Genomic DNA, 12,754 nt, shown 5'->3' on the forward strand with positions numbered 1-12,754 from the left:
TTACTATGGAAATGGATGAGGATGTGGATTTAATTGTTCGTTTGTTAAAGGCTCAGCCCTATATCCAAGTGTCATCGGTACAGTGTACACTCTATCCAGTCCGGTAACACGAGTGAGATGGTGACCGAACGTCATCGGTAGCATGCCTGGGATCATGACTTTTACACAATGTAATCCGTTCTGCTCTATAAGGGGGACGGTTTGATCTACAACGATTACTTCGAGCCCAGATTGATGCAAACGATTTAAAAGTTGATGAAGATCAGATGTCAAATCCATATCAAACGATTGTAATGCATTCATTTCTTGGAACGATTGCACCGGAGCATCGTCACGTAAAAGGAAATGAAGACGTTCTTCCGTTTCTTTTAATCCGTACAGCATACTATGGTCTTCCATTTTATTAACGAGATAAGGATCTTGTAAGCATTTTTCGTAGTACTCTCTTTTTTGCTCGAGCTCATCATCTGCTATTAGTAACATGCCTGCTATTTCGTGAATTGCACTTTTTATAGCTCGAATAGGATCTAAATGAGAGCCCCCTGCACAAACAACGTTCATTCCATTTGCACGCGTATTTTTCGCAATTACCCATAAACTCGGGATGCCATGTTCCATCGTCGCGTTAAAAACGTGTAATTCATACCCGGTAATCGTGCGTAACCGCTGAATCATTAATTGTAATTCCGTATCGTTTGCTGAGCTAAGATCAAGGCGGGGAAGAGGTAATTCAGCATACCAAGTGAGCAAGAAGGCATCACGCTCTACAATTTCTAAAATGCCGTGAAAAATTGCTTCTTCTAAACTACCACCAATTGCACAACCATTGGATGTTTCATACACGAAAGCATCCCGATGACCGAGGCTATAATAAGCGATTGATTCTGGAACTAAAAGTGGCTTGTTTTGTGATAAAGAATAGCCCCATACCCAGTTTTGTTCATAGTCAGGATTAAACGGCTTAAACGGAAAACTATCACGATTATAATGTTCATTTGTATGTACACCGAGTGTGAGGGGATTCAGTGCATGATCCTCTAAATCATGAAAACTACCATGCACATTTGTCTTTTTTCCTCGAGGTGACATACCACAATATCGTTCTAAACCTTCTAAAATAGCAGTTGCTTCACTCAGTGCAAATGAATGGGTTCGACCTGCAACACCTTCATTCCCAAACATTAACGGCATGTTTATAATGACGTCAGCGAATGGTAATAAAGAATGCTGCATTTTTCCATTCAACATACCAACCCGGTAATCTAAATAGTCTCTCGTTAAAAATGTATTTAGTTCATGAATAGAACGACAGCGATACGTTTCAGCACTTGTTTTTAAGCTCGGTTGTAAAGAAATCTGTGCCGCATCCGCAGTATCAGTAGGTAAATTACTACATATAGGACAGAGAGGATCTGGAAGAAAAGAATGCCGCGTACATTGCAGTGTTTGTAAGTTTAGTAAAATGAGTTCATTTTCTAAAGAAGAATGTCCGTGAGCTAATATTTTCTCCGTTTCAGCATGAATGAGCTGGCACATTTGCAGAATGCCATTTTGGGTGGCGCGTACATCACGCCTCGTTACGTGCTCTGATTTCAATGCATATTTCCGCTGTAATTCCCACATTTCTTGTTGATCAAATCCGGCGATAAAGCGTCGTCCATCGGCACAATGGGTGCATCCCGTTGCAAGAGGATGAATATAAGGTCCGATAACACCTTCACCAAATGAAGTAAACGCACGTAGCCACGGAATATGATTGGAACGAAAAACAAGCTCAGCATCATGATGAATAGTAGAAGGAGAGCCGTCATGTAATACGAGAGCGAGGTTGATATTTTCAGGGAGTTCGTCTGTAATTGTATGTTGGCGAATGATGGAATATTGTTTGCGTAATTGATCATGTACATAGTCTGCAAGTAGGCCATCTCCTATAAGCAATATATGTTGAGTCATAGACCGTCCTCCTTTGCAATTAATACCCCGTACACACCATCTAAATTTTCTTTCAAAAATGATTCAATCGCTAAATCAAACACGAATGGATAAAAATTATGTTCTCCTAAATGCTGCAAGGCAAGCTGTAAAGATTGCACATCTGGAATTTCTTCGTCCGCTTGTATTTCTATTCGAAAAGAATCAGTGTCATATAAAATAATAGATGATTCAGGCAAAACAGTAGCTCTGTATGGAGTTTCTTCATTTTGAATGTGAAGAAGAGATAGTTGTAGTGCGTTACGTAACGCTAACGTCATATTAATACTGGATGCGCCATACCATCTATCATTTACACCGACCCAAACGACTGGAAAACTAAGAATCTCTTCACTCATTGCTATTTTAGGTGCTTCATGAATTGTAGAGAGAGCATCGTAATAAAACTTACAATGTGTATCATGAATTTCAGCTAGGTCGATCGTTGTAATTTCTTCTAGCATATGTGATTGCCGCTCATATAGTTTATTGTTTAAATGTTGTTGTAGTGCCCGGTATACACCTTCTGTCATCGTTTCCCCAGCACCAATACCGATATCGTTATGTTCAGGAATAAGGCGATGAATGATTTCAGCTACATATGTTTCAATTCCTGTTAAACCAGCTTCACGGCGAGCTTCATTATGAGTCAAACCAGCGCAAGTCATAAGAGGCAGGAGGGAAGCGGGACCATCGGATAGTGGTGTAGCTACTTGAATATTGCATTGTGATAACGGTAGTTGATATGAATTTTGTTCATCCCACACATGGAATATACCAGCTTCTTTAGAAGTTAATGAGTCGAAAAAACGGAACAATTCAGTTGAAGTATGTTGGTTGGACCGCTGCGCAAGTTTTTCGGTAAGATTTTCTATTGTATCAATTGTAAAACTTTCATCAGTTGCGAGAGGATGTTTTATAAAAGGATGCCATGTCCCTTCGAGTGTTTCACAGTTTAATAAAAAGAATTGTGGCTCTTTTTCTCGATATGAATCATCAGCGACGTGTTTAAATAATTCAAAAACAATTATATTTGCTAACATTGCGCCAGTAATTGGTGAAAAAGGAGCTGATGCATTTTCATTTTGCAAAGTAGTTTCATGTAGCCGATGCCAAGCTGATTCCCAGCATTCTTCACGATCAGCTGTTACGACAGGACCAGCCAAACCGAATGTTGATAAACAAATGGCGGGTATGAAGTTCTTTCCTACTTCCTTGCAAATCGTGTGAACTGTTCTTAAGCCTTCAATGTCTCCATTTTGAGAAACGTATAAAATCCAGTCAAAGGGTTCGAACACTTCATGCAGGGGGCGGTCAATTGTAGTATCTATTTCTTGAACAAGTACATTGTCATCAACTTCATATGCACGTTCTACTAGTTCATGAATTCGGTCGTAATTTGTTTCCATATAATCTGTGACAAGGTAATGAAATGTAGGTAATCCGGATTCTAGTAAAGAAGAAACTAAGGAAGTAAGCATATCCCCAGAACCAAGTATAAGGACATTTGCTGCGCGGTACGTCTGGAATTTTAAAGCACCTGAATGAGAATCAGCTTCTAGAAATTCAATTTGCGAAGCATACCTATCGAGTAATGCACTGTTTAATTCATGAGGTGCATCTTGACTTACATCACGAACAAAACCATTTTCATATAAAATCTCTCCAATTTCAAATACACGATGTTGATAGGGGAGAGGAAGACCATCGGTTATTTCTGCTAAAGAATGATCACCATTAAACATAGGCATTAATTTTTCAATCCAGTTATAAATTCCATCACCGTCCATGCGGAATGAACTGGCGTTATTTCGAAAATAGACACCCCCGTTTGAGTCGGGAAGGAAGAAAGTATCCTTATTTGCTTTAAGCTTTGCATGAGCTGGAAGGTTATTCATTTTAATCCTCCTTACGTTTTAAGCATACATTATTAGCTTATGTCATGAAATTTGTCCCGTATGAACGCAATAAAAAAAGGCTGTAGAATGATTTATTCTACAGCCTCTAATAGACTATTAGTCTATCAACCTTCTAATAATAATGATTTTGGATCTTCAAGCATATCTTTAACAGCAACAAGGAAGCTAACTGCTTCTTTACCATCAACAATACGGTGATCGTAAGATAGTGCAAGGTACATCATCGGACGATTTTCCATACGTTCTGCATCAATTGCAACGGGTCTTACTTGGATTTTGTGCATTCCTAAAATACCTACTTGTGGGCTGTTTAGGATTGGTGTTGACATTAGAGAACCGAATACACCACCGTTTGTAATTGTAAATGTACCACCTTGTAGCTCTTTTAATGAAAGTTTATTATCACGTGCTTTCATACCTAAATTACGAATTTCGCTTTCGATTTCAGCGAAGTTTAATTGGTTAGCATCGCGTACAACTGGAACAACTAATCCATCTGGAGCTGCTACTGCAATACCGATATCATAGAATTTTTTAATGATAAGCTCGTCGCCTTGAATTTCAGCATTTAATAATGGGAATTGTTTTAATGCTGCAACAACTGCTTTTGTGAAGAATGACATAAAGCCAAGACGTACATCATGTTTTTTCTCGAAAGCATCTTTACGCTCTTTACGTAATTCCATGATTGCACTCATATCAACTTCGTTAAATGTTGTTAACATTGCAGATGTTTGTTGTACTTCTACAAGACGTTTTGCAATTGTTTGACGGCGGCGGGACATTTTTACGCGCTCAACTGGTTTTTCAAATTCCGTTTTTGCAACTGGAGCAGGAGCTGGACTTTTTGGAGCAGCTGGTGCTTCTTTTGGTGCTGCAGCATGAGCTTGTACATCATGTGGTCTCACACGTCCAAGTGGATCTGTGCTACGTACGTCGTTTAAGTCGATTCCTAATTCACGAGCCATTTTTCTAGCAGCTGGTGATGCGATAGGATGGTTCGTATTTGGTAAACCTTGTAGAGCCGTAGCTTGTTCAGCAGTTGGAGCAGCAGCTTTCGGTGCTTCAGCTGTTTCTTGTTTTGGTTGCTCAGCCACTGGTGCAGGTGTACTTACTGCCACTGGTGCGCCATTTGCATCTAAAATTGCGATAGTTGCGCCAACTTCAACTGTATCCCCAGGCTCGCCTAGTAACTTTGATACAATACCTGAATCTTCTGCAATGATTTCTACATTGACTTTATCAGTTTCAAGCTCAACAACGCTGCCACCTTTCTCAACTTTGTCACCTACGTTGATAAGCCATTGTGAAATAGTTCCTTCTGTAATAGATTCTGCAAGCTCAGGTACTTTAATTTCGATCATTTTAAATGTCCTCCCCTTATTTGCCTAACGGTGTGTTTTGTCTTCTTTAATCTTCGGTAATCTCCATTTGTTAGCTCGACTTGGGCAGAATATCTGCCCAAGTCGAGCCGGGAAAAATTCATTGTTACTTTTAGTTGCTATAAACTTCAATTTCTTGTTTATCTTGACGGAAGTTATACTTCACATCTAAAGCGTGCGCCACAATTAGTTCTTGCTCAGCTTTGTGAGCGAACGGATCGCCACCAGATGGGCTAGAACGATCTGGGCGTCCAATGTAACCTGTTTTCACTGTATCTCCAGCTAGTTCGAACAGAATTGGAGCCATGTAATGCCATGCACCCATATTACGAGGTTCTTCTTGAACCCAAATAATTTCTTCTAAGTTTTTAAAGCGTTTCATAATAGATTGAACTTTTTCAGCAGGGAATGGATACAACTGTTCAATGCGAACGACATGAACTTCATCTAAGTTGTATTCATGTTTACCAGACTCGATTTCCGCTGCTAAGTCAATCGCCATTTTACCTGTACTTAAAACAAGACGTTTAACTTTATTTGGTTTCATGCCAAGGTTTTCTTGTTCTAAAGCAGGTTGGAAACGTCCTTCGCTTAACTGACTAGCAGTTGAAAGCGTAAGTGGGTGACGTAATAAACTCTTCGGCGTCATAAGTACTAAAGGTCGAACAGCTTCTGTTCCTAAAATAGATGCTTGACGACGCAAGATATGGAAGTACTGTGCTGCGCTCGTTAAGTTTGCAACTGTCCAGTTGTTTTCAGCAGCTAACTGTAAGAAACGCTCTGGACGTGCACTAGAATGCTCTGGTCCTTGACCTTCATAACCGTGTGGTAATAGAAGAACTAAACCAGATTTTTGACCCCATTTTGCTCTTCCAGCTGAAACGTATTGATCAAATAATGCTTGCGCAGTATTTGAGAAGTCACCATATTGCGCTTCCCACATAACAAGAGTTTCTGGAGCAAATACGTTATAACCATACTCGTAACCAACAACAGCAGCTTCTGATAACGGACTGTTATGAACAGAGAATGAAGCGTTAATGTTTGGTAAGCGATGTAATGGTGAATATGTTTCATTTGTATCAGTATCGTGTAATACGATGTGACGATGCGCGAATGTACCACGCTGTGAATCTTGACCAGTTAAACGAATTGGTGTACCTTCTTGTAAAATAGAAGCGAATGCTAATGACTCAGCAAGTGCCCATTCAATTTTACCGTTCTCTTCAAGAGCATCTTTACGGCGTTCAAGAATTTTCTTCACCTTCGGATATACGTTAAAGCCTTCTGGCCAAGATAATAGACCTTCATTCATTGCACGAAGTGAGTCAAGTTCAACACCAGTATCAATTGGCTGAATGCCTTTTGCAACAACATCTGGTACTTTAACGTGAATTGTTGCATCGCTCGTATCAGCTGGTGGTACTTGTGCATAATCAGATTTTAATTGTTCTTGTATAAATTGAGTAATTGTTTCAACCTCATCTGCATTTAGAACACCAGCAGCTTGTAATTGATCTGCATAAATTGCTCTTACAGTTGGGTGATTTTTAATTTTTTTGTACACTTGTGGTTGCGTAACTGCTGGGTCATCCATTTCGTTATGACCGTAGCGACGGTAACCAATTAAATCGATTAAGAAGTCTTTTTTGAACAACGTACGATATTGAATCGCCAGGTTAGCAGCAGCAAGGCAAGCTTCTGGATCATCAGCGTTCACGTGAACAATCGGAATATCAAAACCTTTTGCAAGGTCGCTTGAATATTTCGTAGAACGAGAATCATAGCTATCAGTCGTAAAACCAACTGCATTGTTTGCGATAACATGAATTGTTCCGCCCGTTTGATACGCGTTCAATCTGCTTAAGTTTAGTGTCTCAGATACAATACCTTGACCAGGGAATGCAGCGTCACCATGAACTAAAACTACGAATGATTTAGAAGTATCTTGTTCTGGAAGACCAGACTTTTTACGATTTTCTTGAGCCGCACGTGCGAAACCTTCCACAACAGGATTAACGAACTCAAGGTGACTCGGGTTATTCGCTAATGTAACGCGAGTGCTAACTTCTTCATTCCCAACGACTTGTTCTCTACCTAAATGGTATTTCACGTCGCCAGTCCAGCCAGCATTTGCCACTGCGCCTTCTATTTTTGCATGTTTGAATTCAGCAAACATGTGAGTATATGGTTTTTCTAATACGTGAGCAAGTACGCTTAGACGACCGCGGTGAGCCATACCAATCATGACATCTTCAACGCCGCCTTTAGCACCTTCTAGCACAATTTCATCTAGAACTGGTACAAGCATATCAACGCCCTCGATAGAGAAACGCTTTTGCCCAACGAATGTTTTATGCAAGAATTGCTCGAAACCTTCAACAGCTGTTAAACGTTTTAAAAGAGCAGTTCGTTTTTTATTTGATAATGGTTGACGCAATGAATTTGATTCCACCATTTGATGCAACCACGCGCGTTCTTCACTATCTTGTATATGTGAGAATTCATAAGCTAAAGATTTTGTATAAACGTCTTTTAATCTATGAATTACATCAAGTGCAGTGTGAATACCCTCTGGTGCATCTTGCCATACTGTTTTAGCTGGAATCGCTTTCAAGTCAGCATCGCTCAATTCGTTCATTGCTTTCTCAAGAAGAGATTGTCCGTTTGCAGCATCTTCCATCGGGTTGATGTGAGCCAACGTATGCCCGAAAGAACGAATCTGTTCAACAAGTTGAACGACTTTAAGAATTTTTTCAATGTTACCTGTGTTTTGAGGAGAAAAATGTGTTGCTGTGTTGTCCCCTGTTACGACATCATCTTGAAACGAAGGAGCTCCAAAAATTTCAAAAAGCTCTTGTAATTCCGCATCAACAGAACCTGCTCCAGTTACGTAAAGATCATACTGTTCAATAACATAACCAAGGTTCGGACCATGGAACTTGGCCCAAGGGTTTGTCGTTGTATTCTTCCTCGTCATTTGTTTAAACCTCCCAATGCATATAATCCTTTTCCTATACAAAAGGTGCATTTTGCTCTTTTTCAATAATTGATGAACTAATAATTAATGTAAATGTTGTCTTTACTCTTATGTTATTACAATAATTTACATAATACCAAACACTATTACTTATCTGTTTTGTAAAAAAACATTCACAATAACTTATCACCCAAGTTAATCTTTCATGTTATAAAGTAATTTTACAGAAAAATGGAGTGGATATATTTGGTATACCTACACTAACAACTATAATTGTTGCATTTACATATAGGTATAATAGTTAGAATGTTTCGATAAAATAAAGTTCGAATTATGTATATTGAAATAATAAGCGCTTTCATTGATATTATACAACAATATAACGGAATATAGTATAAAAAATAAAAAATTATGAATTTAGAGTAAACTTTATTTCGGTAGTGTTAAATATTGAAAGGAAAACGAAGGATTTCTACAAAAAAAGTGGCTAAACATAAAAAATGCTTCATAAACCGTTAGTTTCTATTAATATGCCGAAAAATACCGTAAAACAAATAACGCATTTCATCTAATAAAGCGGCAAATGAAATATTTTAAAAGGATAAAACAAATATGGAGATATTAAATTTTTATAAAAATGGAGAAGGGATATAGTAACGGATATATACATTGTTCCATGTTGCATTACAAAATAGACGTGCTGAAATTGAAAAAGTTTCTTCTATAATAAAGTGAAACTTTAATCAGTGTGGGGTTTGTCCATCCACCACTGATTATTAGCCTTCACCAATCGGGCAGTTATTTCCCACCTAAATTCCTCGTATTCACTGAATTTTGAGGTGGGAGTCTTACTGCCTGTTAATGCGGGATAAATAGCGTGAAACAAACTGAAATATATGTAAAGGAAACTTGATGTAAAGTTTACTTTACATATATACTCGATATAAGGGAGGAGGGAGAAATTTCCTTGGAAAATAAAATGGTCGAATATCGAAAAAAATTTGGACTATCTCAAGAAAAATTGGCTGAGAAACTTGGAGTTTCCAGACAAACCATCATTTCAATTGAAAAAGGGAAATATGATCCATCACTTCCATTAGCATTTGAAATAGCGAAAACATTTCAAACAACGATAGAACATGTATTTATTTATGAAGGAAAAGAAGAGGGGGAGAAAGGATGAATGATTCACAAAAGTATTTTGTTATTATGGGAATTATCTTTTTAATTATGAGTGGATTTATGATACTAGCAGGTATAATGACACATTCAGCACCACCAAGTCCTACTTATACGTTACTAGCAATGATGATTATGTGTTTCTGCTTAAGTTACTTACACCCGCAATTTAAAGAAAAAGATGAGCGAATGAAACTCATTCGTTATAAAGGGATGTTCTTCAGTTTTTTTGCATTAACAGCGTATTATCTCCTTTTCTCTATCGGCTTAAATTTAAAAGTAATGACACTATCTGCGGTTGAACTATTACATATACTTATGGCACTTACAATGAGTACCGTCTTTATCTCATTTGTTGTTTTGGCAAAAAGATATTAAGATGGAAGAGAGAAAGGAAGATTAACATATGCAAATGATGTATGCTTTTGGTATGGGGATCGTTTTATTTTTAGCGGTGTTCCTATTCATTCGTAAAGACGTTCAAAACGGGACGTTAACGAAACGAGGATTTTATAAAATGATTGGCTGTTTAGTTGTTATGTTTATAGCGATCATCGTAATGATTGTATTAATTACTCAATCATTATAAATTTTAAAAATGAAACCTTACTTTTTGTAAGGTTTTTCTTTTTGTATAAAAACCTAAAAATTACCACAAAAACCATTTACTACATGGAAGCTATATTGTATAATCCAATAAAATAATAGAAAAGGAGAATAGTATATGAATAAAAAAGCTATCTTCTTTTTATTAACAAGTCTACTACTTGTAGCTAGTATTACTTATATAATATGTAACACACGAGAACAAGTACCACCTATATTAGTATGGGAGGACCAAGAATACTACGTTACGGATGAACCTGCTCAAGCAGAAGAAGTCGGACAAAGGCTCGGAGAAGTGACAAAGAAAATTGAAGCAAGTAAAGCACCTACTAAAAATAGTGAATCTAATACATTACAAGAAAAAACAGAAGTATTCACAATGATTGAAGAAAAAAAAGATGATCAATCGCCTTTAATCATAAAGGAACCTTATGGTGATGAATATAGAATAGTAAGGCCGATGTTAAAGCAAGTACTATAATAGAAAAGGAGACTCATATGCAGACAATAGCTTCATACCCGTGGTCGTTAAGAAAAATATTTGTCTTTTTCCTTTGCTTTATTCTGCCTCCTATCGGTTTCATTTATATTTTGATGAATAGAGAAGCACTACAAAAGAGAGATTTCATTTTATATGTATTATTTGCTGCTATTAATATATCGCTTTGGTTATCATTGATGATTTTTGATAGGAGTATGTGGATGGTAGCGGGGCATGATGTGCTTAGCGTAATTGTTATTATTGTTTCGAATATGAATAAGGGATAACCCAGCAATTTTAAAGTTGCTGGGTTTTATTTTGATATTTATAATGAAATAACAAATCTTTAATAGAGAGTAGCGGCATTATGAGATGGAGAGCAGGAACGTTTGAAAAAATAGAAACAAACCATGCATCTATTGAACAAATTATAAATACATATAAGAAACAAAACTTAAATGGTGGAGCGGTTATAAGCTGTTTTAAAGTACATAACGAAAACTTTTTCAAAGAAATACCACATGGAGAAGATGGACACGAGCACTTTTTCAGAAGAATCTGCAACTCTTTAGATATAATCAATAACTTAGAAGAATTAAAAATACATACATCAGATAAATATAAGTTTCGTTTTAAAGAGCATCAGGCAGTCATGCTTGATGGTAGCATTGCCGCTCAAATTTTGTGGGGCGGAGCGTATGAAGCATTTCAAGAACGGCCGGTTGCTGCGAAGCAATTAGCGATTAATGTATGCCAATATATGTTCCAAGATCGATACGAAGATATTAAAGTGTTTGAAAGTGACCACCCTTGGACAGATTGGTTTTACGATGTTGCATGGGATGCTACTTGGATGTTATTAGATAGTAAGGAGCATAAAATGTGGTTAATTTGTGCTACGGATACGGATTAAAAGATAAAGAGTCTTGTAGAAATGCTACAAGGCTCTTTATCTTTTGGGAAAGAATAGAAAATAAATCGTATAAATGTTATACTAAAAAATGTTTGTAATGTAAGTTTTATACTGTTGTATAGTGATGGCTTACTAGAAAAGAAAAGGTAAGGTAAGAGGAGAATGAACGTGAAAAAGGTAAAGAAATTATTGCTACTAATGATGGTAATAGGGTTAACAGTTGGTGTTCTAGCAGGATGTGCAAACCCGAAAGATACTGCTGAAGAATTTTTAACAGCAATACAAAAAGGGGATGTAGAGAAGGCTCGTACATTCGTTGAAAGTGACAAGGAATTTAATAAACTAAATGAAAAAACAGATGATGCTGAAGCAAAAGAAATGCTAAGCGCAATTACGAAAAACTTTAAATTTGAAAAACTAGAAGAAGTATCAAAAACAGATGATAAAGCAGAAGTGAAAGTGAAAATTACATCTGCTGATCTATCTGTTGCCGTAACGAAAGCAATGGGAGAAGTTATGCCAATGGCCTTCGCTAGTGCCTTTAGCGAAGATAAAGAGCAATCTGAAAAAGCAATCGAAAAAACAATGACGTCAGCTATCGTCAAACATTTATCAGATAAAGATGCAATAATGGCAACACGCGAAGTTACACTAAACTTAAAGAAAAATAAAGATGGTGACTACAAAATCGTTGCTGACGATAACTTGAAAGAAGTATTGTTTGCGAATGCTAAAGCTTTGGAGAAGATGTTTGGTGGGAAGTGATTGACTTACATAAAAAAGAGACATCATATCACGTAGTAGGGTGATATGGTGTCTTTTTTTATGACCATGGAGAGGTTTGAACTCACGATATCCATTCTAAAAATTTTATATCATGTTTTTATAAATATATAACATAAAGCTAGTTGTAACAGGGAAGATACTGTATTCGATGTTTTCTTAGGCAGATCCTGTAACGTAGAAAAGTGAAATTTCTAGACCAGATTTTAATTAGTTTTCTTTCAGTTTTAATGAGGAGATGTACGAAGATGTTGTGACTATGCCTGCTGAATACTATTAATTGTGAAGTTAAATAAGACAACAATTTATTAGAGGAAGATTAGTTAGTTTAATTATAAGATTTAGGTGTTTAACAGGGTTACTAATTAATTTCAGTTCTCCCATGAAAAATTAAAGAAAAAGTATTGATTAACAAATTCGTGTTTTAAGTGAATGTGGGGGCTTCTTTAAATAAAGGTGGTCAACACTATGTAAATAATTAGGAGTGCTAAAATATGCAAAATTGCATATTAATTATTTTTAATCTTATGCTAACCTTAT

The 12,754-nt window shown here is 36.9% G+C and carries 11 protein-coding genes; 7 read left to right on the forward strand and 4 right to left on the reverse strand.

Annotation, left to right across the window (positions count from 1 at the left end; translation table 11 throughout):
* Window positions 1-3 precede the first annotated feature (3 nt).
* The 4 genes from ACUN26_RS03000 to odhA all read right to left on the reverse strand — a co-directional run bounded on the left by ACUN26_RS03000 (window position 4) and on the right by odhA (window position 8,252).
* Window positions 4-1,953, reverse strand: coding sequence for a TOMM precursor leader peptide-binding protein (locus ACUN26_RS03000; RefSeq protein WP_000191879.1), 1,950 nt, complete (start codon window positions 1,951-1,953; stop codon window positions 4-6).
* Complete coding sequence (locus ACUN26_RS03005; RefSeq protein WP_001061534.1) at window positions 1,950-3,869, reverse strand: putative thiazole-containing bacteriocin maturation protein; 1,920 nt, start codon at window positions 3,867-3,869, stop codon at window positions 1,950-1,952. Before ACUN26_RS03005 ends, ACUN26_RS03000 begins: the two co-directional genes overlap by 4 nt.
* 125 nt (window positions 3,870-3,994) lie before the next feature.
* Entirely contained in the window at window positions 3,995-5,254 is a 1,260-nt protein-coding gene (gene odhB / locus ACUN26_RS03010; protein WP_000569923.1) for a 2-oxoglutarate dehydrogenase complex dihydrolipoyllysine-residue succinyltransferase, read from the reverse strand.
* A gap of 130 nt (window positions 5,255-5,384) precedes the next feature.
* A complete protein-coding gene (gene odhA, locus ACUN26_RS03015) occupies window positions 5,385-8,252 on the reverse strand; it encodes a 2-oxoglutarate dehydrogenase E1 component (protein ID WP_000197114.1) in 2,868 nt (955 codons plus the stop codon).
* Between the two features lie 967 nt (window positions 8,253-9,219).
* On the opposite strand from odhA, the gene ACUN26_RS03020 reads away from it, so the two are divergent.
* From ACUN26_RS03020 to ACUN26_RS03050, 7 genes are all read left to right on the forward strand, one after another.
* Window positions 9,220-9,435 carry a helix-turn-helix transcriptional regulator gene (locus ACUN26_RS03020; protein ID WP_000428507.1) on the forward strand — a complete coding sequence of 72 codons (216 nt, stop codon included), beginning with the start codon at window positions 9,220-9,222 and terminating at the stop codon, window positions 9,433-9,435.
* Window positions 9,432-9,809 (forward strand): hypothetical protein, encoded by a 378-nt coding sequence (locus ACUN26_RS03025; RefSeq protein ID WP_001000064.1) that lies wholly within the window; start codon window positions 9,432-9,434, stop codon window positions 9,807-9,809. Before ACUN26_RS03020 ends, ACUN26_RS03025 begins: the two co-directional genes overlap by 4 nt.
* Before the next feature lie 28 nt (window positions 9,810-9,837).
* Window positions 9,838-10,020 carry a DUF3976 domain-containing protein gene (locus ACUN26_RS03030; protein WP_001178306.1) on the forward strand — a complete coding sequence of 61 codons (183 nt, stop codon included), beginning with the start codon at window positions 9,838-9,840 and terminating at the stop codon, window positions 10,018-10,020.
* A gap of 135 nt (window positions 10,021-10,155) precedes the next feature.
* The gene (locus tag ACUN26_RS03035; protein ID WP_001034135.1) at window positions 10,156-10,518 is read left to right on the forward strand and encodes a hypothetical protein; all 363 of its coding nucleotides are present in this window, start codon (window positions 10,156-10,158) and stop codon (window positions 10,516-10,518) included.
* Between the two features lie 17 nt (window positions 10,519-10,535).
* Entirely contained in the window at window positions 10,536-10,805 is a 270-nt protein-coding gene (locus ACUN26_RS03040; RefSeq protein WP_001193096.1) for a hypothetical protein, read from the forward strand.
* Between the two features lie 80 nt (window positions 10,806-10,885).
* Window positions 10,886-11,431 carry a hypothetical protein gene (locus ACUN26_RS03045; RefSeq protein ID WP_001267646.1) on the forward strand — a complete coding sequence of 182 codons (546 nt, stop codon included), beginning with the start codon at window positions 10,886-10,888 and terminating at the stop codon, window positions 11,429-11,431.
* Window positions 11,432-11,599: 168 nt separating this feature from the next.
* Window positions 11,600-12,196, forward strand: a complete 597-nt coding sequence (locus ACUN26_RS03050; protein ID WP_000756069.1) for a DUF4878 domain-containing protein — start codon at window positions 11,600-11,602, stop codon at window positions 12,194-12,196.
* Window positions 12,197-12,754 lie beyond the last annotated feature (558 nt).

The organism is Bacillus sp. WC2503, from assembly GCF_052682895.1.

Bases quoted from the DNA above. Each gene is read 5' to 3' on its own strand.
- ACUN26_RS03045 (WP_001267646.1), top strand. From the start codon at position 10,886: ATGAGATGGAGAGCAGGAACGTTTGAAAAAATAGAAACAAACCATGCA.
- ACUN26_RS03025 (WP_001000064.1), top strand. From the start codon at position 9,432: ATGAATGATTCACAAAAGTATTTTGTTATTATGGGAATTATCTTTTTA.
- ACUN26_RS03035 (WP_001034135.1), top strand. From the start codon at position 10,156: ATGAATAAAAAAGCTATCTTCTTTTTATTAACAAGTCTACTACTTGTA.
- odhA (WP_000197114.1), bottom strand. From the start codon at position 8,252: ATGACGAGGAAGAATACAACGACAAACCCTTGGGCCAAGTTCCATGGT.
- ACUN26_RS03030 (WP_001178306.1), top strand. From the start codon at position 9,838: ATGCAAATGATGTATGCTTTTGGTATGGGGATCGTTTTATTTTTAGCG.
- ACUN26_RS03005 (WP_001061534.1), bottom strand. From the start codon at position 3,869: ATGAATAACCTTCCAGCTCATGCAAAGCTTAAAGCAAATAAGGATACT.
- ACUN26_RS03000 (WP_000191879.1), bottom strand. From the start codon at position 1,953: ATGACTCAACATATATTGCTTATAGGAGATGGCCTACTTGCAGACTAT.
- ACUN26_RS03040 (WP_001193096.1), top strand. From the start codon at position 10,536: ATGCAGACAATAGCTTCATACCCGTGGTCGTTAAGAAAAATATTTGTC.
- odhB (WP_000569923.1), bottom strand. From the start codon at position 5,254: ATGATCGAAATTAAAGTACCTGAGCTTGCAGAATCTATTACAGAAGGA.